The sequence below is a fragment of the Tropicimonas sp. genome (assembly GCF_047971885.1).
Classification (GTDB): Bacteria; Pseudomonadota; Alphaproteobacteria; order Rhodobacterales; family Rhodobacteraceae; genus Tropicimonas.
Genome location: NZ_JBKEAE010000008.1, coordinates 24,138 through 45,715, shown reverse-complemented (window position 1 = coordinate 45,715; position 21,578 = coordinate 24,138). Strand labels below are relative to the sequence as shown.

The 21,578-nt window shown below is 64.0% G+C and carries 16 protein-coding genes, 1 tRNA gene and 3 pseudogenes; 14 read left to right on the top strand and 6 right to left on the bottom strand.

Annotation, left to right across the window (positions count from 1 at the left end):
• Positions 1-175: 175 nt before the first annotated feature.
• From ACK5IR_RS00615 to ACK5IR_RS00595, 5 genes and pseudogenes are all read left to right on the top strand, one after another.
• Positions 176-550, top strand: a pseudogene (locus tag ACK5IR_RS00615) (TnsA endonuclease N-terminal domain-containing protein); the annotation flags it as partial.
• Between the two features lie 209 nt (positions 551-759).
• A pseudogene (locus ACK5IR_RS00610) lies at positions 760-918 on the top strand (IS5/IS1182 family transposase); the annotation flags it as partial.
• Between the two features lie 128 nt (positions 919-1,046).
• A tRNA-Cys gene (locus tag ACK5IR_RS00605) sits at positions 1,047-1,120 on the top strand.
• 581 nt (positions 1,121-1,701) lie between these two features.
• A pseudogene (locus ACK5IR_RS00600) lies at positions 1,702-1,941 on the top strand (hypothetical protein); the annotation flags it as partial.
• A 112-nt stretch (positions 1,942-2,053) separates the two neighbouring features.
• Positions 2,054-2,614, top strand: a complete 561-nt coding sequence (locus ACK5IR_RS00595; RefSeq protein WP_416924847.1) for a DUF4202 domain-containing protein — start codon at positions 2,054-2,056, stop codon at positions 2,612-2,614.
• Positions 2,615-2,617: 3 nt separating this feature from the next.
• Here ACK5IR_RS00595 and ACK5IR_RS00590 read toward each other — a convergent pair whose 3' ends face one another.
• From ACK5IR_RS00590 to ACK5IR_RS00575, 4 genes are all read right to left on the bottom strand, one after another.
• Positions 2,618-2,863 (bottom strand): FeoC-like transcriptional regulator, encoded by a 246-nt coding sequence (locus tag ACK5IR_RS00590; RefSeq protein WP_416924845.1) that lies wholly within the window; start codon positions 2,861-2,863, stop codon positions 2,618-2,620.
• Positions 2,864-2,872: 9 nt separating this feature from the next.
• Positions 2,873-5,254, bottom strand: coding sequence for a Fe(2+) transporter permease subunit FeoB (gene feoB, locus ACK5IR_RS00585; RefSeq protein WP_416924843.1), 2,382 nt, complete (start codon positions 5,252-5,254; stop codon positions 2,873-2,875).
• Entirely contained in the window at positions 5,238-5,537 is a 300-nt protein-coding gene (locus ACK5IR_RS00580; protein WP_416924841.1) for a FeoA family protein, read from the bottom strand. Before ACK5IR_RS00580 ends, feoB begins: the two co-directional genes overlap by 17 nt.
• A gap of 204 nt (positions 5,538-5,741) precedes the next feature.
• Positions 5,742-6,821, bottom strand: coding sequence for a LacI family DNA-binding transcriptional regulator (locus tag ACK5IR_RS00575; protein WP_416924839.1), 1,080 nt, complete (start codon positions 6,819-6,821; stop codon positions 5,742-5,744).
• Positions 6,822-6,997: 176 nt separating this feature from the next.
• On the opposite strand from ACK5IR_RS00575, the gene ACK5IR_RS00570 reads away from it, so the two are divergent.
• The 9 genes from ACK5IR_RS00570 (at position 6,998) to ACK5IR_RS00530 (ending at position 18,375) form a co-directional block, all read left to right on the top strand.
• Complete coding sequence (locus tag ACK5IR_RS00570; RefSeq protein ID WP_416924907.1) at positions 6,998-7,999, top strand: TRAP transporter substrate-binding protein; 1,002 nt, start codon at positions 6,998-7,000, stop codon at positions 7,997-7,999.
• Positions 8,000-8,073: 74 nt separating this feature from the next.
• A complete protein-coding gene (locus ACK5IR_RS00565) occupies positions 8,074-8,646 on the top strand; it encodes a TRAP transporter small permease subunit (protein WP_416924837.1) in 573 nt (190 codons plus the stop codon).
• Complete coding sequence (locus tag ACK5IR_RS00560) at positions 8,646-9,968, top strand: TRAP transporter large permease (protein ID WP_416924835.1); 1,323 nt, start codon at positions 8,646-8,648, stop codon at positions 9,966-9,968. Before ACK5IR_RS00565 ends, ACK5IR_RS00560 begins: the two co-directional genes overlap by 1 nt.
• A 46-nt stretch (positions 9,969-10,014) precedes the next feature.
• Positions 10,015-11,814, top strand: a complete 1,800-nt coding sequence (locus ACK5IR_RS00555) for an IlvD/Edd family dehydratase (protein ID WP_416924833.1) — start codon at positions 10,015-10,017, stop codon at positions 11,812-11,814.
• 194 nt (positions 11,815-12,008) lie between these two features.
• Positions 12,009-14,741 (top strand): phosphoenolpyruvate carboxylase, encoded by a 2,733-nt coding sequence (gene ppc / locus ACK5IR_RS00550; RefSeq protein ID WP_416924831.1) that lies wholly within the window; start codon positions 12,009-12,011, stop codon positions 14,739-14,741.
• 133 nt (positions 14,742-14,874) lie between these two features.
• Complete coding sequence (locus ACK5IR_RS00545; protein ID WP_416924905.1) at positions 14,875-15,741, top strand: metal ABC transporter substrate-binding protein; 867 nt, start codon at positions 14,875-14,877, stop codon at positions 15,739-15,741.
• Positions 15,742-15,776: 35 nt separating this feature from the next.
• Positions 15,777-16,673 (top strand): manganese/iron ABC transporter ATP-binding protein, encoded by an 897-nt coding sequence (locus ACK5IR_RS00540; protein WP_416924829.1) that lies wholly within the window; start codon positions 15,777-15,779, stop codon positions 16,671-16,673.
• On the top strand, positions 16,670-17,533 hold the full coding sequence (locus ACK5IR_RS00535; protein ID WP_416924827.1) for a metal ABC transporter permease: 864 nt from the start codon (positions 16,670-16,672) through the stop codon (positions 17,531-17,533). Before ACK5IR_RS00540 ends, ACK5IR_RS00535 begins: the two co-directional genes overlap by 4 nt.
• A complete protein-coding gene (locus ACK5IR_RS00530; RefSeq protein ID WP_416924825.1) occupies positions 17,530-18,375 on the top strand; it encodes a metal ABC transporter permease in 846 nt (281 codons plus the stop codon). Before ACK5IR_RS00535 ends, ACK5IR_RS00530 begins: the two co-directional genes overlap by 4 nt.
• On the opposite strand, the gene ACK5IR_RS00525 is transcribed toward ACK5IR_RS00530, so the two are convergent.
• The gene (locus ACK5IR_RS00525; RefSeq protein WP_416924823.1) at positions 18,349-19,614 is read right to left on the bottom strand and encodes an OpgC family protein; all 1,266 of its coding nucleotides are present in this window, start codon (positions 19,612-19,614) and stop codon (positions 18,349-18,351) included. The genes ACK5IR_RS00530 and ACK5IR_RS00525 overlap by 27 nt on opposite strands.
• The gene (gene mdoH / locus ACK5IR_RS00520) at positions 19,595-21,409 is read right to left on the bottom strand and encodes a glucans biosynthesis glucosyltransferase MdoH (RefSeq protein WP_416924821.1); all 1,815 of its coding nucleotides are present in this window, start codon (positions 21,407-21,409) and stop codon (positions 19,595-19,597) included. Before mdoH ends, ACK5IR_RS00525 begins: the two co-directional genes overlap by 20 nt.
• Between the last annotated feature and the right edge of the window lie 169 nt (positions 21,410-21,578).

Below are 21,578 nucleotides of genomic sequence, written 5' to 3'. Positions count from 1 at the left end.
GAAGTTCCAATGTAGTTTGTCGTAAAGCTATATAGTCTGTCGACCACCAATAATGTTCGGCGTCGAATGCTGTCTGTGGTAGTGTGATTTCGTATCGAGTCACCGGGACTCACGGATACGAGATCGTGCTACGGATTTGACGAAGCGAGAATCGCGTGCTTTTGCAAGGAGGCGCGTGGGGGGGCGCCGACTACAGCCCTGGCTGAATGTGCAGGATGTGGCTTCACGCGGTCGCTCGCATCGGCTTTCGGGAGTGATTACCGGGCGCGTCCATCACCTGCTCTCGGATATCGAACGCTGCGCCTTTCTGATCTACGACTTTCGCGATGACGTGCGCGATATCCGCGAGCAGTTCCCGCTGGACCGCGATGAGACGCAGAGCATCGCCGAAGCGGCCGGGTTCCGGCATCCGGTCGATAGCAAGAGCCGGGTGGCGCTGGTCCAGACCACCGATCTGGTGATCGATCTGGAGCGGGATGGCAGGATCGTCACGATCGCACGGTCGATCAAGCCGTCTGATGCCTTGGGCAAGCCGCGCACCATCGAGAAGCTGGAGATCGAACGGCGCTGTTGGTCTGCCCGGGGTGTGGATTGGGGAATCGTCACCGAGCGGGAATTGCCGAAGGCTCTGGTGCAGAATCTGGAACTCTTGCAGGGCTTTGCCTCGCTTGGCGATCTGAACCAGCCGTTCGAAGGTTATTATAGGTCTGTCCAGGGAATGGGGAACTCCGATCATCAGCCGATTTGTGCAACAAAGACATCCCGCCCCGCAAAACCGCCAAGCCATGGAAGCCGACGAACCCGGGCGCCGTCGCACGCAACGAAGCTCTGCGGGCCTTAAGATATCTGAGCCGCGCTATCTGGCGACGATGGAGCGATTATCACCGCCGGAGCCGTGTCGAGTCCAAGATGAACTGCCCCTACCATGATCGAAACACAGGAATCGTTGTCTGAGACAAGCGAAACAGGCACGGACAGGAAACCGTTAGCCGGTGTGGTAGACCCTTGACGACCCTGACACTTGTCCATAAGGAAACGATGCCCCCGGCGAGTTGGCGGAGTGGTGACGCAGCGGATTGCAAATCCGTGTACACCGGTTCGATTCCGGTACTCGCCTCCATTTACTTTCAGTGACTTGCTTCAAACTACCCTTTGCGCGCCATGCGCCGTTTACAGGTGCGTTTACAGTTTTGTTCACGCTGCCCCCCCCTTTTTGACTGCGCCAGTTTGACCAAAACGGCGTCTGTTTCGTCGGGTGAGACCCGTGCATAATGCTTGATGACGTTCGCCGCGTATCGGACAGACCAGCCCATGTGATTTGTGATTTCGGCCAGTGACAGGCCCGCATTTAGTAGCATTGTGGCGGCTGTGCCCCTTGCATCATACAACCGAAGGTCTTTGGACAGCTTGACCTTGTCCTACCACTGTCTGACGGCCTCTGAAGCCCTATGTGTGGTCAATTGGTTCCCGGTTGCGTTCGTCAGGATCAATATTGCCCTGGCGGGGTTGCGCCGATGACTTCGGCAAGCGTGGGCGTGATTGGGAAACGCGCCAGCCGCCCGCGCTTTTTCGTTTGGACGCGCAGCCGCCCTCCCATGGTCCGTCTCCTCGTGTATGGCGCTCTGCTCCGTCACCTGCGGGCAATCCCCGGCATAACATGGCGGAGTCGGGCCACCCCGAAACAAACACTGGGTCCTTCCGCCATACTCGCCCGACCTCAATCCGATCGAACAGATGTTCGCAAAGATCAAATGCATCGTCCGCAGCCTCGCCCCAAGGTGCTTCGACACCTTGTGCGATGCGATCAAGACAGCCCTTGACGCAATCAGCCAAAAAAGAGAGCGCAAACTGCCTCCGAAACGCAGGCTATGCCCCAACCTGATCGCGAACGACTCTAGAGGAGCAGAAACTGCACAAGCCCCGAAAAGTCCGCGGGGATAAGTGGCGGTGAGTCAGGGAATACCGATATCAGGCATGGCCGGTCGTCTGGAAAACGGCAAAGTGCGCAGTGCGGGCTCTTGAATGGGGCGGGCGGCTGGGATAGCCCGGGCGCATGAGCAGACTTGACGATGTGATTGCGGCGATCGATGCGGCGAATGCCGCCGACCCCAGGCTGGACGAGGGGCGACCCGAAGCGCAGCTCTATGGCGAGCGGATGAGTGCGGAGGCGCGCCGGCTTTATCCCGAGGCGTCCGACCTGCTGCTGATCGCGGCGCGCGGGCAGCATGTCGAGCGCTGGATTCTGAAACGCACCGATTATCCCGAGGGACGAACCGGCTACCTGACCTGGCGGCGCGATCTGGCCCGCCATCACGCCGAACGGGTAGGGGCCTTCATGAAGGCGTCCGGCTATCGGGAAGAGCAGATCGCCGAGGCCGGACGAATGCTGCGCAAGGAAGGGCTGAAGCGGGATGCCGAGGTGCAGTCGCTGGAAAACGTGATCTGCTTCGTCTTCCTGAAATGGTATTTCGCACCTTTCGCCGCCAGGCATTCCGACGAGAAGATTGCCGATATCGTGTTCAAGACGGCGCGGAAGATGTCGTCCGATGCGCGCGCCCGCGTTCTGGCCGAGTTCGCTCTTCCCGAAAACCTTGCCGCCGCGTTCGCGGACTGACCCCTATACCAGCCCGGCCTGAAGGGGAGTGTATATTTCGAAGGCGTCGGCGCTGGTGCAACCGCCGCAATGACCCACCGAACAGCCGCCGCAGGCCGGCGCTAGGTTTTTCCGCACGATGGCGCCCTTCCGCACCCAGTGATCGAGCATGCCGCGCAGGGCGTCGGGTGCGATGCGGAAACGGTTCGCCATATCCTCAAGGCTCGCCGGACCGTTGGTTTCGAGATAGCTTTTCAACTCCATCAGCATCGGCGGCCCCTATTCGGCCATCGCCACCGGCATCCGGCCGGGATGCGTCCGTGCGCCGATGCGCCGCAACACCCAGACAAACCCGGCAAGGCAGGCAAGGATGCCGGCGATCCACAGTGCCGAACTGCCGGGATGCCGGGCAAAGGTCGCCGCCTGGTAAAACAGGACCGCCGAACCATAGCCGAGCCCCAGCGTCCAGCCGCCGGCGAACAGCGTCCAGCCGCGCCCGGTCTCGCGCCAGATCGCACCCAGCGTCGCCACACAGGGCATGTAGAGCAGCACCATCAGCAGATAGGCAAACGCACCGATACGTCCGTCGAAAAGCGTGACCAGCCGGCCGAACGTGCCCTGGTCGACCTCCTGTTCGGCCGCCGCCACCTGCTGATCGGCCAACTCGCCGACACCGATCCCCATCGGGTCGCGCGCCTGGCCCAGGGCGCCGCGCAGGTTCGGGCCGAGGGTCGAGAAAGCCTCTCGGATGCCACCGGCGAACGAGAACGGTTCCGGATCGGGCGCGCCGGCGGACAGCCCGGAATAAAGGGTGTTCATGGTTCCGACGACGGCCTCCTTGGCCAGCAGCCCGCTGAGGATGCCGACGGTGGCGGGCCAGTTTTCCTGCGAGATTCCCATCGGCGCGAAGATGGGCGTCACCGCGCGGCCGATCCCGGACAGGACGGAGCTTTCGCTGTCCTCGTGGCCGAAGCTGCCATCGGTTCCCCACGAATTGAGAAAGGCGAGAGCCGCCACCATCATGACGATGATCTTTCCCGCATCCATCACGAAGGCGCGCAAACGCTCCCAGGTGCGGCGCAGAAGGCCGCGCAAGGTCGGCAGGTGATAGGGGGGCAACTCCATCACAAAAGGGTCCGTTTCGCCGCGCAACAGGGTCGTCTTGAGCAGAAAGCCCGTGCCGACGGCAGCCGCCAGACCGATCAGGTAGAGCAGGAAGACGAGGTTCTGCCCGCCGGTGGGAAAGAAGGCGGCGGCAAACAGCGCGTAGACCGGCATCCGGGCGCCGCAGGACATGAAGGGCGTCATCAGGACGGTGATGGTGCGGTCGCGGCGCCGTTCCAGTGTGCGTGCCGCCATGATCGCCGGCACGTTGCAGCCGAAACCGACGATCAGCGGGACGAAGCTCTTGCCGGGCAGGCCGATGCGCCGCATCAGCCGGTCGGTCACAAAGGCCGCGCGTGCCATATAGCCCGATTCCTCAAGCACCGAGAGGGCGATGAACAGAAACCCGACAATGGGAACAAAGGTTGCAACCGTCTGGATGCCGCTGCCGATACCGGTGGCGAGGATGGTGATCAGCCAGTCCGGCGCGCCGATGGCGCTCAGAATCGCCGCCGGCGTATCGACAAACAGCGTCCGACCGAGGATGTCGAAGAAATCGATGAAGGCGCCGCCGATGTTGATGGTGAACATGAACATCAGATAGACGGCGAGCAGGAAAAGCGGAAAGCCGAGTGCGCGGCCGAGCACGATCCGGTCGAGCCGGTCCGAGAAGGTACGGCCAAGCTCGTTCGTCCGCTGCATGCTGCCCCGCGCGATACGGGTGACCAGATCGTAGCGCCCGCAGGCGACGGCGGTATCGACATCGGCCGCGAGTTCGGTTTCCAGCGCCGCACGCCGCGCCGCCACCGGCGCCGCAAGCGCCGGGTCGGTCATGCCGGGGCAAAGCTCGTCACCTTCGAGGTGCTTGATCGCCAGCCAGCGTGGCGACGCGTCTTCGGTCGACCGGGCGATCATCGGTGTCAGATCGGCGATCGCCGTTTCGATTTCGGGCCCGAATTCGACATCGCAATCCGGGGGGGCGCCGCGTTCGGCCTCGGCAACGGCGACATCCCTCAGCCGGTCGAGCCCTTTGCCCGTGGCGGCCACCAGCGGCACCACCGGACAGCCCAGATGATGCGAAAGCCGGGCCATGTCGATCTCGATGCTGCGGGCGCGTGCCACGTCCATCATGTTGAGAGCGACCATCATCGGCGTGCCCATCTCGAGCAACTGGACGGTCAGATAGAGGTTCCGCTCAAGATTGGAGGCGTCGATCAGGTCGATCAGCAGATCGGGTTTGGCCGACACGATGTAATCGCGCGCCAGTCTTTCGTCGAGCGAACTGTTGCCCCCGGCCACGGTCAGCGAATAGACGCCGGGCAGGTCGACCAGTTCCACCTGCCGTCCGCCGTGGGCGAACCGCCCTACCTTCTTCTCCACCGTCACGCCGGCCCAGTTGCCGGTGTGCTGATGGCCGCCGGTCAGCGCGTTGAAGACCGTGGTCTTGCCGCAGTTCGGGTTGCCGACAATCGCAAAGGTCAGTTCTGGCGCGCCGGCCGTTTTCCGTATCTTCGGTGCGGGGCTGCAATGGCAGCCGGTATCAGCCGAACCAGCCACGGCGGGATTGTCCGGGTTTGTGGCGGGAACCGGGCGGAACGGACTGGATTTGCGGAATGACCAGTACCTTTTCGGCCATGCCGGCTCCCAGCGCAAACCGGCTTTCACCAAGCGCGACCACCATCGGGCCGCCGCCATGCTTCTGGAGAACCTCCAGGCACTTGCCGGTCGTCAGCCCCAGATCGCAAAGCCGCTTGCGAATCTCGCGCCCGCCGGCGATTGCCGTCACTTCGACACGCTGACCGGTCGAGGCCAGGGCAAGGGGCAATCCGTTCAGGCTCATGATCCTGCCTCCACCGACATGTCGCGAATCGCAGCCGGAAACCCGACAATTTGAGTTGCACCCGGATACATATCCGACAGAATTACTTCTTTGACTTCGGTCAAGTTTGCATGCCGGCCATGATTTTTGGATCATGTTTGGCGCGGCGTTTCCGGCAGCGGTGCGGGCGGCGAGTTGGGCGCGCACCGTCGGCGGATATCGCGCTCAGGGCGCCTTGCCTTCCGCATGCGTTTCGGCGGCCGGTTGCGGACCCGGTGGTCGCATCGTCGATTCCCGCACCATCAACTCGACACCCAGATCGCGATTGCGCCGCCCGACCGAACCGGGTTCGGCGATTTCCTCAAGCAGCATCGTTGCCGCCTGGCGCCCGGTTTCGAACCGCGGCGTCGCAACCGAGGTGATCGCGGGATACATGTGCCGTGTCATTTCCAGGTCGTTGAACCCGCAAATGCCCAGGTCTTCGGGCACCCGGATTCGCCGTCGCTTCGCTTCCATCAGGGCGCCGACGGCAAGGTCGTCGTTGGCGCAGAAGATTGCATCGGTCTCGGGAGCCTGGCAAAGCAGCAGTTCGAGAAGTTGTCTGCCCAGTCCGACTGTCGAGGCCTGGTGGGTGGTCACGATACGGCGCGCATCCAACGCGCCGGCATCGCGGCAGGTTCGCTCGAATCCCCGCATCCGGCGCTGCGTCCGGGGGTCCATTCTTGCCGCCAGAAAGCCCGGCCGGCGATAGCCGCTGTCGAGCAGATGCCGCGTGGCCAATGCCGCAGCCTCGGCGTGATGAAACCCAACCGCCATGTCGACAGGTTCGGGGCCGTGCTCCAGCACCTGTACCACCGGGCAGGCCGCACCGTTCAGCATATCGCGACCGCGATCGGTCTGATCGAAACCGGCCACGATCAGCCCTGCCGGCCTCTGGCGCAGGAAGGCACGGACAAGCGTTTCCTCTTTCAGCGCGCTGTATCGGGAATTGGCAATCTGAACGAAATATCGGCTACCTTCAACCACTTCGTAGACGCCACGCAGAACATCGGTGAAGACGTTGTTGGTCAGGGAGGGTACCAGCAGGCCGATCATTGAGGATGTCCGTGAGGCAAGCGCCGATGCCGCGGCATCGGGAATGTAACCGAGTTTCTCGATAGCGGCCTCGACCCTGCGGCGCGATTTTTCGGCAACGATATGAGGTTGCCGGATCGTCCTCGAAACCGTGATTGCGCTGACATCTGCTTCATGGGCCACATCCGCAAGGGTCGGGCGCACAATATCGCCTTTTCTCTCTTCACTCATGGCTATTTGCCGGTTTGTCATCGTCGGGTTGCTGCGACTATTTCAGCATTTGACGAATGACAACGCAATCATTAATCAAACTGCGCAGATGGCGATCCACATCAAGGCGGACTGTCGGGCGCCAGAACGAATCAGTGGAGGAGAAGAACAGCATGACTTCAGGCATTCGCGCGGTGATGTTCGGCGGTGTGGCCCTTGGTGCCATGACAGTGACGGCCATGGCGCAGGAGTATTCGTTCCGCTTCCAGTCGTCCGATCCGGCCGGCAACACCAACTTTATCCTGCAAAGGGAATGGGCGGACATGGTGAAGGAAAAATCCGGCGGCATGATCGAGGTCGAGATGCTGCCGGTCGAAACCATCGTTGCCCACAGCGAAACGCAGGATGCTGTCGCGGCCGGCATCATCGACGGGCATTTCACCGACACGTCCTATTTCGCCGGAAAGGAGCCTGCCTTTGGCCTGATCGCCAACCCGGTGGGGGCGTGGTCCTCGCCGCAGCAGATGTTCGACTTCATGAACAACGGCGGCGGTAACGACCTGATGAACGAGATGCTCGAACCCTACGGGCTGCACTTCATCGGCGCCACGACCCCGGGGCTGGAAGCCTTCGTGTCCAAGGTGCCGCTTGATGGTGTGGACGACCTGAAGGGGCTCAAGGTGCGGGCGCCCGAAGGCATGGTGCAGAAGGTATTTGCCGCCGCTGGCGCCGCACCGGTCAACCTGCCGGGGTCTGAGGTGTTCACCGCGCTCGACAAGGGCGTGATCGATGCCGCGGACTACAACACGTTTTCGACCAATCAGGCGCAGGGCCTGCACGATATCGCGCATCACCCGGTCTTCCCCGGCTTCCACTCGATGCCGCTGATCGAGGTCAGCATCAACAAGACGACCTGGGATTCGCTGCCCGACGACATGAAGGCGGCCCTGACCGAAAGCGTCCGCGAATTCGCCGCCTATCAGGCCTCCACCGTATTGGAGCGGGACCTTGCAGCTGCCGAAGAGGCGACCGCAGGCGGCGAAGTGACAGTCCACGACTGGGCAGACGAAGAGCGCGCCAGGTTCCGCTCGATCGCCAAGACCCAGTGGGAAGAAGCCGCCCGGGCCTCGTCCAACTCGCAGAAGGTCTATGACCTGCTGATCGGCTATCTCGCGGCGAACGGCCTGCTCGCCGACTGATCGCCGAAGCGCGCGGGTCCTTCCGGACGCCCGGGAGGGGCCGTTACCGACATATGGTTCGGGAGGGAAGGGCCATGGCAGATCCATCCGACGCATTCGAACAGCACGAACTTGAGCAACAGAAACCCGATCGTGCCGTCCCCGAGGCCGGTGAACTCGGCAGGATCGTGGTGCATCTGGGGATCGTGTTCTCGGTGGGGATCCTGATTTCCGCCGCCATCCTCTTTTTCGAAGTGATCATGCGCTACCTGTTCAACGCACCGACGATCTGGGCGCATGAGACGGTGGTCTTCATCAATGCCTGCGCCTTCATATATGGCGGGCTCTACGTTGCGGCGCTCAACCGGCATATCCGGGTGGTTCTGTTCTACGACCACTTCCGGCCCCGGATCCGCCGCGCCTTCGATGTCGTGATCTCCCTCACCTGCATGGTTTCCTGTGCGTTCTTTGCCTGGGCCGCATGGCAGAGCGTGAAGCGCGCAGTCTGGGCTCCCAACGGCGAAGTTCACATCGAAACCAGCGGCAGCGCCTGGAACCCGCCGTTCCCCGGGCTGCTCAAGGTCTTTCTGTTCATCGTTCTGATCGTCATGGCCGTCCAGTTCCTGGTGCTCGCGATCAACTACGCCAAGCGCAAGGTTGCCGAGTGATGGATTTCTCGTTCCTGCCCGATCTTCAGTCCCTCGGAATCGAAGGGGCCACGGTCCTGATGTTCGCCATGCTGCTGCTGCTGCTGCTGACGGGCATGCCGCTTGCCTTCGTCACGCTTCTGGTCGCGCTCATCTTCGCGCTGGGCTGGTTCGGGCCCACCGCCCTGCCGCTGATCACCAGCCGGATCTTCAGCTTCGTCAACTCCTTCGTCTTCGTTGCGGTGCCGATGTTCGTGCTGATGGCGGCGATCCTCGACCGCTCGGGCATCGCGCGCGACCTGTTCGACGCGATGAAGGTTCTGGCGGGCCGTATCCGCGGCGGCGTTGCCATCCAGACGCTGCTGGTGGCCATCGTGCTGGCTGCCATGTCGGGCATCATCGGCGGCGAGGTGGTTCTTCTCGGCCTGCTGGCGCTGCCGCAGATGCTGAGGCTCGGTTACGACAAGAACCTCGCCATTGGTGTCTGCTGCGCCGGTGGCGCGCTGGGAACGATGGTGCCGCCGTCGATCGTGCTCATCATCTACGGGCTGACGGCCAACGTCTCGATCGGCGAGCTTTTTACCTCGGCCTTCGTGCCCGGTTTCATGCTGGCCCTGTTCTACGCCACCTATATCCTGTTTCGCGCCTACACCAACCCCGCCCTTGCCCCTGTCGCCGACCCCGAGGAGATGTCGACAGGTGAAAAGCTGAGGCTGCTGAAGGGGCTTTTCCTGCCGATTCTGGTGGTGATCTTCGTGTTGGGCTCGATCTACGGCGGCATCGCGTCGGTGACGGAGGCCTCGGCCATTGGCGTGGTGGGCGTAACGCTTTCGACAATGATTCGCGGTGAGTTTTCACGCAAGCTGCTCATGGGGGCGGCGGGCCAGACCCTGCGCACGGTTGGCATGATCGTCTGGATCGGCATCGGCGCGTCGGCGCTGGTCGGCGTGTTCAACCTGATGGGCGGGATCAAGTTCGTCTCGGCCCTGATTCAGGGCGTGTCCGAAGAACCGATCGTTGTCATCCTGTTCATGATGGCGATCCTCTTCGTGCTCGGCATGTTCCTCGACTGGGTGGGTATCGCGCTGCTCTGCATGCCGATCTTCGTGCCCATCGTGAAGGACCTGGGATACGATCCGGTCTGGTTCGGTGTCGTTTTCGCCATGAACATGCAGGTCAGCTTCCTGTCGCCTCCCTTCGGGCCTGCGGCATTCTATCTGAAGTCTGTGGTGCCGGACGAAATTTCGCTGGGCGACATCTTCCGCTCTCTGATACCGTTCATCGGGATGCAAATCCTGGCGCTTGCCCTTCTCATCATGTTCCCCGGCCTTACCGGGCACTGAGCCGCCAGGCTCGGTGTCGTCCGGTTGCCGATCTCAGGAGGTTTCCATGACCGACGCTGCCACCCGCAGGACGCTCCGCTCGGAGGCGTGGTTCAACGATCTGAACGATCCGGAAATGACTGCGCTCTATGTCGAGCGCTATCTGAACTACGGGCTCACGCTCGACGAGTTGCGCTCGGGGCGACCGATCATCGGTATCGCCCAGACGGGTTCGGATCTGTCCCCCTGCAACCGGCACCATATGGAACTGACCAAGCGGGTCCGCGACGGCATCCGCGATGCCGGCGGTGTCGCGCTCGAGATTCCGGTGCATCCAATACAGGAGACCGGCAAACGCCCGACCGCGATGCTCGACCGCAACCTTGCCTATCTCGGGCTGGTCGAGGCGCTTCACGGCTACCCGATCGACGGCGTTGTCCTGAACATCGGTTGCGACAAGACCACGCCGGCGCTGCTCATGGCGGCGGCGACTGTCAACATCCCCGCCATCGCCTTCTCCGTCGGGCCGATGCTGAACGGCTGGTACAAGGGCAAGCGTGCCGGCTCTGGCTCGGTGATCTGGGAGGGGCGTCAGTTGCTGGCAACCGGCCAGATCGATACCGAGCAGTTCATGCAGATGGCCGCGTCCTCGGCCCCGTCGGTCGGCTATTGCAACACGATGGGCACGGCATCGACCATGAACAGCCTGGCCGAGGCGCTGGGGATGCAGCTGCCCGGCTCGGCCTCGATTCCGGCACCTTATCGCGAACGCGGGCAGATGGCTCATGCCACGGGCAAACGCATTGTCGAAATGGTGCACGAGGATCTCAAGCCATCGGACGTGATGACCCGTGCCGCCTTCGAAAATGCCATTGTCGTCAACTCGGCCATCGGCGGCTCGACCAATGCGCCGATCCATCTGAATGCGATCGCCCGGCATCTGGGGCTGGAACTGTCCAACGCGGACTGGGAGACGGTCGGCTATCGCGTGCCGCTTCTGGCCAATGTCCAGCCCGCTGGAGCCTATCTGAGTGAGGATTTCCACCTTGCCGGCGGTTTGCCGGCAGTGATCGGCGAGTTGCTGCGCGCCGGCCTGATCCCCCATCCCGGCGCGGTCACTGTCACTGCACGCAGTTTCGCCAGCCTCTACGAAGCGGCCGGGGTCGAAAACGACGAGGTGATCCGGCCGGTCGGCACCCCGCTAACCGCGAATGCCGGGTTCCTGAACATGACGGGGAATGTCTTCGACACGGCGATCATGAAAACCTCGGTGATCGACGACGAGTTCCGCGGCAGGTACCTGTCGGACCCCGACCATCCGGATGCGTTCGAGGGACCGGTCTTCGTTTTCGACGGACCGGAGGATTTCCACGCACGCATCGACGATCCCGCGCTCGCCATCACACCCGACAGCATCCTGGTGATGCGCGGCGCCGGGCCCAGGGGCTATCCGGGCGGGGCGGAAGTGGTGAACATGCGCCCGCCCGCCTACCTGATCCGTGAGGGTGTGCATACGCTGCCCTGTATCGGCGACGGGCGCCAGTCGGGCACATCGGGTTCGGCCTCGATTCTCAACGCCTCGCCCGAGGCGGCCGATGGCGGCAATCTTGCGATCCTGCGCGACGGCGACAGGCTGCGCGTCGATCTGGGTGCGCGGACGGTGACCGTTCTGCTCGATGCGGCGGAAATCGCCGCGCGGCGCGGCGCGCTCGGGGCGGCGGGCGGATTCAGGGTGCCTGAAAGCCAGACGCCCTGGCAGGCCCTTTTCCGCAAGGAGGTCCGCCCCTTCAGCGAGGGCATGATCCTCGACGGCGCCGACAGTTATCGCGACATCGCCCACGGCAAGACCCCGCGTCACAGCCATTGACGCATTGGCCGGACAGCACGTGTCGCCCGGATTTCGGGCGACACCCGCGGTGAACGCCCGGGCCTCGCGCGCTTTGAATAACCGTGAGCTTTTCGACCTCTTTCGCGTCGGCCCCCGTGACATCCCGTTCCGAATGTTGGAAGCAACGGGCTGAGCGCAACAGCAGAAGGCCGCCCCGGCGGGCGGCGGGAACGATGGCAATTCAGACACCTGTGCAACCGGGCGAAGACGAAGAGAACATCCGCTATCTGGGCCGGATTCTGGGCAATGTCCTGCGCGCGCAGGAGGGTGGGCTTGCCTTCGACACGGTCGAGGAAATCCGCCGCGCCTCGGTCGAGCTGCATCGCACCGGCGAGGAAGCAGCCTATCGCCGGCTGCACGAGATGATCGCCGCCCTGCCCGAGGACCTGACTGTGCAGGCGCTGCGTGCCTTCACCTATTTCCTGCACCTGCTCAATATCGCGCAGGACGAACAGATCCTGATCGACCAGCGCAGCAGCGCCAACGACACGCTGCAGGCGACCATCGATGCGGCGCGGCTCAACGGGCATTCCGACAGGCAGATCGCTGCGTTTTTTCGCAGCGCGCTGGTCAGCCCCATCCTGACCGCGCACCCGACCGAGATCCGTCGCCAGAGCACCATGCGGTCGGAATTCGCAATCTCGCAACTGCTCGACGAACGCAGCCGGGCGCGGCGTGTCGGGCTCGACTGCGCCGGGATCGAGAAGGGTATCGAGCGCGAGGTCGAGACGCTCTGGCAAACCCATCTTCTGCGCCGCACCAAGCTGAGTGTCATCGACGAGATCCGAAACAGCCTCGGCTATTACGACCATACGTTCTTCCATGCGGTGCCGCGCCTGCAGGATACGTTGCGCACCGCGCTGCCCGAAACCACCTTCGGTCAGGATTTTCCCGCATTCCTGCGCATCGGGAGCTGGATTGGTGGCGACCGGGACGGCAACCCCTTCGTGACCGACCAGATCCTGCGCGACTGTTTCCGCCTTCAGGCCGGACATGCTGTACGCCATTATCTGACAGAGGTGCATCTGCTGGGCCGCGAACTGTCGATATCCACCCGCGTCGTGCGGGTGAACGCCGAGCTTGAGGAACTGGCCGCCGCCTCGCCCGACACTTCCGAGCACCGGCAGGACGAACCCTATCGGCGGGCGCTGATCGGCATCTATTCGCGGCTGGCCGCGACCCTGGCCGGAATCGACCCCGGCGCGCCGGTTCCCAGACCCACCCCGCTGGGTATACCCTATGACATGGCCGAAGATTTTCTTGCCGATCTCGACGTGATCGACCGGTCGCTCAGATCGCATCAGGCCCATGCGATCGCCGACGGACGCGTGCTCGACCTCAGGCGCAAGGTGCGCAGTTTCGGCTTTCATCTTGCCAGCGTCGATCTGCGTCAGAACTCGTCGGTGCACGGCGCCACGGTGGCGGAACTGTTCGAGGCGATTGCCCCTGGAACCGGCTATAAGGCAATGGACGAGGCGGCGCGGATCGAAATCCTGCGCCGCGAGTTGAACTCGCCCCGGTCGCTCATCCGGCCGTTCTGGGAGTATTCGGAACAGACAGCCGCCGAACTGGCGGTGTTCCGCGCCGCGAAGGAGGTCATCGACAGGTTCGGTCCCCGCGCTGTCGTGACCTCGATCATTTCGAACGCGCAGTCGGTTTCGGACGTGCTGGAGCTGTGCGTGCTGCTCAAGCAGGCGGGGCTGCTGTCGCTCGACGGGCGCTGTAGCATCGCCATCGTGCCGCTGTTCGAAACCATCGCCGACCTGCGCGACGGGCCGGGTATCATGCGCGCGCTGTTCGAGATGGCGGAATACCGCCGCATCGTTGCCGCGCAGGACGATGTGCAGGAAATCATGCTCGGCTATTCGGACAGCAACAAGGACGGCGGGCTCGTCACCTCGGGCTGGGAGCTTTACAAGGCCGAACGCGCGCTGGTCGTGCTGTTTGGCGAGCAGAAACTGCGCCTGAGACTGTTCCACGGCCGGGGCGGTTCGATCGGTCGCGGCGGCGGACCGCTGCGCGAGGCAATCATCGCCCAGCCGCCGGGCGCGGTGGACGGTCAGATCCGGCTGACCGAACAGGGCGAGGTCATCTCGTCGCGCTACTCCCACGCCGAGATCGGCTATGCCCATCTCGAAACGCTGGTTTCGGCAACACTCGAGGCCACTCTGATGCCCCAGGCCGGGGAGGCGCCCGACGAATATTCGGCGATCATGGATCTGATGTCCGACCATGCCTTCCGCGCCTATCGCGGCCTCGTCTTCGAGACCGACGGTTTCGAGGAGTTCTTCTGGTCCTCGACCGTGATCAGCGAGATCGCATCGCTCAACATCGGGTCGCGGCCCGCATCGCGCAGCAAGACACGCGAGATATCGTCGCTCCGGGCCATTCCGTGGGTATTCTCCTGGGCGCAATGCCGGATCATGCTGCCGGCCTGGTACGGTTTCGGCTCGGCGGTCGCGGGGTGGTGCGCGGCGTCGGACGATCCCGAGGGGGCGGGGCTCGCCGCGCTTTACAGGAAATGGCCGTTCTTTCACGCGATGGTTTCGAAGATCGACCTGATGATCGGTAAGAGCGACATGGCGATGGCTGCCCAATACGCCGATCTGTGCGAGAATCGCGAAATCCGCGACCGGATATTCGGCCGGATCGTCGCGGAATGGGAGGCGACCGTGCGCGCGCTGGAAATGATTACCGGCACCTCGCCGGTCGAGCGCAACCAGTCGGGCGAGGCCAAGGCAAAGCTGCGGCATCGCACGCCCTATCTCGACCCGCTGAACCACATGCAGGTGGAGCTTCTGAAAAAGACCCGGCTGGCCGGATCGGGGGAGATAAGCGAAAAGACCCGGCGCGGTATTCTGCTTTCGATCAACGGGGTCGCATCGGGGCTGCGCAATACCGGATGAGACGTGGCGGCGCCGCAGGCGTACATGCATCTTGACAATTGCGAATGGTTCTCATTTACATGTAAGGGATCTCCGGAACTGGAAGAACGGCATCATGGTTTCATCTTTTCATCGCATCGCCGCCGTGGCGGCGATGTCCGGCCTGGCGGGACTGCCGGCCCCGGCCGATACAGACAGGCTGAAGGTGGTCACCACCTTCACCGTGCTTGCCGACATGGCGCAGATTGTTGCGGGCGATGCGGCCGAGGTTGTCTCGGTCACCAAGCCGGGGGCCGAGATTCATGGCTACGAGCCGACGCCACGAGACATCGTGCGCGCCCACGATGCCGACCTGATCCTGTGGAACGGGCTCGATCTGGAACGCTGGTTCGAGCAGTTTCTCGAAAACCTAGGGCCGGTCCCCTCGGCCACCCTGTCAGAGGGTATCGACCCGATTCCCGTTGCGGTCGGCGCCTACGAAGGCAAGCCGAACCCGCATGCGTGGATGGGGCTGGAAAACGCGATGGTCTATATCGACAACATCACCGCCGCATTGTCCGAACACGATCCGGACAATGCCGCGATCTATCGTGCGAATGCGGCGGCCTACAAGGATCGGCTTCGTGCCGCGATCGAACCGCTGCGCGCCTCGATCGCGGAAATTCCGGATGACAGGCGCTGGCTGGTTACCTGCGAGGGCGCGTTCAGCTATCTCGCGCGCGATCTGGGCCTGCGCGAATTGTATCTCTGGCCGATGAACGCCGACCAGACCGGCACGCCGCAGCAGGTGCGGGCAGTGATCGACGGGGTGGAGGAACACCGGATCCCCGTGGTATTCTGCGAAAGCACGGTCAACCAGTCGCCAGCCGAACAGGTGGCGCGCGAAACCGGGGCGGCCTATGGTGGAGTGCTCTACGTTGACAGCCTGTCGGAGCCCGGCGGGCCGGTTCCGAGCTACCTTGATCTGTTGCGGGTGACGATCGGAACCATAGCGGCGGGGCTGGCCGAGGGCACGGACTGAGGGCGGCGGGATTACGGCGCGAGGACGGGAAACGGATGCCAGACCAACCGGCGAGGGCGACAGGAAACGGCGCGGGGGTGGCAGCGCAGCCCGGAATTTCCGTCTGCGATGTGACGGTCACCTATCGCAACGGCCACACCGCGCTCCGCAATGCCAGTTTCGAGATCCCGCGCGGAACCGTGGCGGCGCTGGTCGGCGTCAACGGCTCGGGAAAATCGACGCTTTTCAAGGCGATCATGGGTTTCGTGCCGGTCGCCCGGGGCGAGATTCGTCTGCTCGGCACAGGCGTGAAGGATGCGCTTGGCCGTAACCTCGTCTCCTACGTCCCCCAGGCGGAAGAGGTCGACTGGTCCTTTCCGGTGCTGGTGGAAGACGTGGTGATGATGGGCCGTTACGGCCATATGGGTTTCCTGCGGCGCCCCGGGGCCGTGGACCGGGCCATGGTCGATGCCGCGCTCGACCGCGTCGGCATGGGCGATCTGCGCCGCCGCCAGATCGGCGAACTGTCGGGCGGGCAGAAAAAGCGCGTCTTCCTTGCCCGGGCACTGGCGCAGGACGGACAGGTGATCCTGCTCGACGAGCCCTTCACCGGCGTCGATGTCAGGACCGAGGAGCAGATCATCGCGCTGCTGCGCGAATTGCGTGCCGAAGGGCGGGTGATGCTGGTCTCCACCCACAACCTCGGCTCGGTGCCCGAGTTCTGCGACCGGACGGTTCTGGTCAAGGGAACCGTGCTGGCCTATGGCCCGACCGAAACCACCTTTACCCGCGAGAATCTGCAAGCCGCATTCGGCGGCGTGCTGCGCCATTTCACCCTGACCGGCGACCAGCTTCACGACGACGACGACCCGAGGGGCCTGACAATCTACAGCGACGATGAACGTCCGCTGGTCCAGTATGGCGACCAGACCGTCCGGGAGGGCGAGGAATGATCCTGCTCGAACCCTTCGGCTACGCCTACATGACCAATGCCATGTGGGTTTCGGCGCTGGTCGGCGGGGTCTGCGCCTTCCTGTCGGCCTATCTGATGCTCAAGGGCTGGTCGCTGATCGGCGACGCGCTTTCGCATTCGGTCGTGCCCGGGGTGGCGGGCGCCTACATGCTGGGTCTGCCTTTTGCGCTCGGCGCCTTCATCTCGGGCGGGCTGGCGGCCGGGGCGATGCTGTTTCTCTCCGACCGGACCGGGCTGAAGATCGACGTGATCATCGGGCTGATATTCACCGGCTTCTTCGGTCTGGGGCTGTTCATGGTGTCGGTCAACCCGGTGGCCATTTCGGTCCAGACCATCACCATGGGCAACATCCTGGCGATCTCGCCCGGTGACACGCTGCAACTGGCGCTGATCGGCTTCGTTTCGCTTGCCGTCCTGCTGGCAAAGTGGAAGGACCTGATGGTCGTTTTCTTTGATGAAAACCATGCCCGTTCGATCGGGCTGCACCCCGGCCTGCTTCGGGTGGTCTTCTTCATGCTGCTGTCAGCCTCGGTTGTCGCGGCGATGCAGACGGTGGGTGCGTTCCTGGTAATCGCGATGGTGGTGACGCCGGGCGCCACCGCCTATCTGCTGTGCGACCGTTTCCCGCGCCTTATAGCGCTGTCTGTCGTGATCGGCTGCACCACCAGCTTCGTCGGTGCCTACCTGAGCTATTTCCTCGACGGTGCGACCGGGGGGATCATCGTCGTCCTGCAAACGCTGGTATTTCTTGCCGCCTTTGTCTGGGCGCCGAAACACGGACTGCTCGCGGCGCGGCGCAAGGCCGCCGCAGCGCTGCGCGCCGAGGGTCTGGCGCCATGATCGAGACGCTTCTGATGCCGTTCCAGTTCGCTTTCATGCAGAACGCGTTTCTGATCTGCGCCATCGTCGCCATCCCGACGGCGCTGCTGTCGTGCTTTCTGGTGCTCAAGGGCTGGGCGCTGATGGGCGATGCGGTCAGCCACGCGATCCTGCCCGGGGTGGTGCTGGCCTATGTCGCCGGTATTCCGCTGATCGTCGGTGCCTTCTGCGCCGGCATGTTCACCGCGCTGCTGACCGGCTATCTGGCCGATAACAGCCGGGTCAGGCAGGATACGGTGATGGGGGTGGTCTTTTCGGGCATGTTCGGTCTGGGGATCGTGCTTTACACCGGCATCCGCACCAACGTGCACCTCGATCATGTCCTGTTCGGCAACATGCTGGGCGTCGGGAGGGCCGACCTGCTGACCTCCGGGGCGATATCGCTGGCGGTCACGGCGGCGCTGCTGCTGAAATGGAAGGATCTGCTGCTGCATGCCTTCGATCCGGCGCAGGCGCGGGCTTCGGGGCTGCCGGTCGGCCTGCTGCATTACGGGTTGCTGACGCTGATGTCGCTGACCATCGTTGCCACCCTTTCGGCGACGGGGCTGATCCTTGCCGTGGGACTGCTGATCGCGCCCGGCGCGATCGCCTTCCTCGCTACCCGCAGTTTCCCCCATATGCTGATGGCGGCCTGCGCTGTCTGCCTGGCCGGCATGCTGGGCGGCACCTATCTGAGCTTTTTCCTCGACAGCGCCCCGGCCCCGACCATCGTGCTGATTCTCAGCGCCGTCTTCATCGCGGTCTTTGCGTTGCGGCAGCGCCGGGTGCGGCGTGCATCAGCGCTCGCCGCCGGCGATTCCTGAGGTGGCGATGCCCCGGCGCGGTTGTGCGGCGCCGGAGGCGTCAGTACCGGTGTCGCGACCGCCGAATTCGGCACGTTCGGCCGGGCTGGCGGCAAGCCAGGCAGCAACGAACATCACCGCGATGCCGGCCGGCGGCAGGGTCAGGCCAAGCCATGGCGCCCGGTCGCCCGCATTCATCAGTACCTGGAAGACAAGCGAGACCAGCGTCCCGGTAGAAAACACCAGCAGCCCGTGCCGGCCGAGCAGCCGCAGCGGTGCCATCAGCCGGCTGCCTGCCGCGGCATGGACCCAGCCGAGGCATGAGAGCACATAGGCCAGCGACAGGATGTGCAGCAGGCGGGGAAGTGCGACATAGGGCTTGTCGTGCGAGACGATGTTGAACGGAACCCCGATGGCGCCGAGCCGGGCGAGCTGGTGGTTCAGGAAATCGCCCAGCGGCGGAATGTGCCGCCAGGCAAAGCTGAGGATCAGGAAGCCGAGCGTCACGGCAAACACTCCCCGGGATTTGGGCACGAAGCGCTCGCCGCGCCGTGCCGCCATTCCCGTCAGCAGGCCGGTGACGAAGATGATCTGCCAGGTCAGCGGGTTGAAGAACCAGCCGCCGGTATTGGGATAACTGGGAAAGTTGATCCGCCACATGCCGCAGAAAAACCAGATCGCAATCGAGATCGCCATCATCAGCCAGGGCCGGCGCAGCCCGATCATGATAGCCAGCGGCGCGAAAAACAGCAGCGCCGAATAGGCCGGCAGGATATTGACGTAGCCGATCTGGTGGGTCAGCGCCGGAATGCCGAACAATGCTGCTTCGGTCTTGTTGAAGACCGCACGCAGGTTGTTGAGGGTCAGAAGCGACGGCATGTCGAAGATCCGGCGCCCGGCGACGAAGATAGCGATGGCCCAGGCACTGAGGAAAAGGTGGACGATGTACAGCGTCCATGCCCGCTTCCACATCGGCAGAACCGCCGGCACGAGCCCGTTTGCCGCGCGCTCGGCGGGAAGGAAACGCCCCGAATAGGCAATGCCGGCGGCAACGCCCGACATCAGGAAGAACGCCTCGGCCGCGTCGGAAAAGCCGAAATTGCGGATGGTGAAGTGCTCGTAGGGATTGCCGGGGATATGGTCGATCAGAATCACCACCAGCGCCAGCCCGCGAAACGCGTCGATGCGGGGGTCGCGCGGTCTGCGGGCACGCGGCGGAGCCGCGCCGGGGGTGCCGGGGTCAAGAACCGGCCGCTGCACCGGTGCCCTCCGCATGGGTCGGGGTCCGGTCCCGGTCTGGCCGCCGGGCGCCATCCGTCCAGCGGTCGAGAGTTGCCGCAAAATCGGCGACAACGGGCGAGGGGGCGCCCTCGATGCTCAGCGTCGTGCGGCCGCTGCTGGCCGAACGCGAGGTCCACGCGATGATCAGCGGCGCGAAGACCAGCGGCAGGCAGACCGGCAGGAGCCAGATGGTCAGATCGGGGGCGACGAAGGCGACGATCGTCAGCGCGGTCAGCCCGGTCAGGGTGATCCAGTGCGCCGCGTCCCAGCCCTCGGCAAGGGTCAGTCGCCCCTCGCCACGCTGGTTGGCCGGCCAGCCGCCGTCGCTTCCCGACAGGACCTGAAGCACCGAACGGCTCTGGTACATCAGCATGACCGGCGCGATCAGCGACGAATGCAGAATCTCGCCCAGAACGGCTTCGGTCGCCCGGACCGCGCCGCCGAAACCGCGCGCGCGGCCGGTGCAGATCGCCTCGGCCAGTATCGCCAGCTTGGGCAGGAAAAGCAGCCCGCCGATACCGACGATCAGCGCCGTGATCGCCTGTGTGTGATCGTCCGGAAAGACCGGGAAAAGCTGATACGGTTCGGGGAAATAATCCGGCGGTGGCGCCTTGATCGTTGCCACGACGGAACTGACGAGGAAAATCGCCCAGACGGTCGAATCCACATAGGCAAAGATGCCCTGAAGAAAGACGAACCGGTTCCACAGCGCCAGCCCGGGGGCGAGCAGCAGCCTCGAATGTTGCAGGTTGCCCTGACACCAGCGGCGGTCGCGTCGCGCATGGGCGAGGATGTTTTCGGGTCCTTCCTCGTAGGAGCCGTCGAGGGTCTCGTCGACCTCGACCTTCCAGGCGGCGCGGGCAAGCAGCGCCGCCTCGACATAATCGTGGCTGAGGATGCTGCCGCCGAAGGGCGGTCTGCCGGAAAGCACCGGCAAGCCGCAGCTTTCGGCGAAGGCGCGCACGCGGACGATCGCGTTGTGGCCCCAGAACGGTCCGGTCGCCCCCTGCATGCGGGCCAGACCACGGGTAAAGACCGGGCCGTGGAAGTTGCCGGCAAACTGCATGGCGCGGCCGAACACCGATCCGCCGCCGAGAATCCGCGGCAGGGTCTGCAACAGGCCGAGGCTCGGATCCGCCTGCATCCTTGCGACAAGCCGGCGGATGGTTTCGCCCTCCATCAGACTGTCGGCGTCGAGGATCACCGCAAGCTCATAGGCGCCGCCCGACTTGCGGATGAAATCCTCGATATTGCCGGCCTTGCGGCCATGGTTGTCGAACCGGCGCCGATAGAAAATCCGCCCTTCCCCCCCGGTATCGGCGATCAGCCGGGCGAAGGCGGCGCGTTCACGGGCTGCCGCCGTGTCGTCGCGGGTATCGGACAGCACGGCGATATCTGCGGCGACACCCGCAGCCCGGGTCGACCGGTCGATCGCCGCCAGGCGGGCAAAGGTGGCAACCGGGTCTTCGTTGCAGATCGGCGTCAGTACGACCGTGCGCGGCTGCGGCGCCCGAATTTCGGCCGGTCTGTCGGGTCGCGGTCGCGTCAGAAGCCCGACAAACGCCTGTGCCGCGCCCCAGGCCAGCCAGGCGGTGGTCAGCAGAATCAACCCGACGCGCAGCGCATCGAGCGAATCGAATCCGTCTTCGACCGCCGCGTCGACGAGCAGCATCGTCGCCGCCGAAGCCGCAAGGAGCGAAAACACGAAAGCGGCCAGGCGGGCGAGACGCGTCCGGCCGTCAGGCGCCATATGCGCGGGTTTGCGGGTGCTCATCGCGCGTGGGTACGTGGTGCCAGTAATTGCAGCATATTAGGCAGCACCGAGGGCCACCGATCTGTTTCGAGGACTTGCCGCGGCATATCGAGCGGTACCTGGGGCGGTGCCCAGACCACATTCTCGACGGCGCCGATCAAGACCCCGGGTTCCGTGGGTCCGTTGTCCG

What these genes read in the sequence shown, in the direction of transcription:
- ACK5IR_RS00540 (WP_416924829.1), top strand. Translation starts at nt 15,777, where the DNA reads ATGCCAGACCAACCGGCGAGGGCGACAGGAAACGGCGCGGGGGTGGCA.
- ACK5IR_RS00555 (WP_416924833.1), top strand. Translation starts at nt 10,015, where the DNA reads ATGACCGACGCTGCCACCCGCAGGACGCTCCGCTCGGAGGCGTGGTTC.
- mdoH (WP_416924821.1), bottom strand. Translation starts at nt 21,409, where the DNA reads ATGAGCACCCGCAAACCCGCGCATATGGCGCCTGACGGCCGGACGCGT.
- ppc (WP_416924831.1), top strand. Translation starts at nt 12,009, where the DNA reads ATGGCAATTCAGACACCTGTGCAACCGGGCGAAGACGAAGAGAACATC.
- ACK5IR_RS00545 (WP_416924905.1), top strand. Translation starts at nt 14,875, where the DNA reads ATGTCCGGCCTGGCGGGACTGCCGGCCCCGGCCGATACAGACAGGCTG.
- ACK5IR_RS00530 (WP_416924825.1), top strand. Translation starts at nt 17,530, where the DNA reads ATGATCGAGACGCTTCTGATGCCGTTCCAGTTCGCTTTCATGCAGAAC.
- ACK5IR_RS00580 (WP_416924841.1), bottom strand. Translation starts at nt 5,537, where the DNA reads ATGAGCCTGAACGGATTGCCCCTTGCCCTGGCCTCGACCGGTCAGCGT.
- ACK5IR_RS00565 (WP_416924837.1), top strand. Translation starts at nt 8,074, where the DNA reads ATGGCAGATCCATCCGACGCATTCGAACAGCACGAACTTGAGCAACAG.
- ACK5IR_RS00570 (WP_416924907.1), top strand. Translation starts at nt 6,998, where the DNA reads ATGTTCGGCGGTGTGGCCCTTGGTGCCATGACAGTGACGGCCATGGCG.
- ACK5IR_RS00535 (WP_416924827.1), top strand. Translation starts at nt 16,670, where the DNA reads ATGATCCTGCTCGAACCCTTCGGCTACGCCTACATGACCAATGCCATG.
- ACK5IR_RS00575 (WP_416924839.1), bottom strand. Translation starts at nt 6,821, where the DNA reads ATGAGTGAAGAGAGAAAAGGCGATATTGTGCGCCCGACCCTTGCGGAT.
- ACK5IR_RS00590 (WP_416924845.1), bottom strand. Translation starts at nt 2,863, where the DNA reads ATGCTGATGGAGTTGAAAAGCTATCTCGAAACCAACGGTCCGGCGAGC.
- ACK5IR_RS00560 (WP_416924835.1), top strand. Translation starts at nt 8,646, where the DNA reads ATGGATTTCTCGTTCCTGCCCGATCTTCAGTCCCTCGGAATCGAAGGG.
- ACK5IR_RS00595 (WP_416924847.1), top strand. Translation starts at nt 2,054, where the DNA reads ATGAGCAGACTTGACGATGTGATTGCGGCGATCGATGCGGCGAATGCC.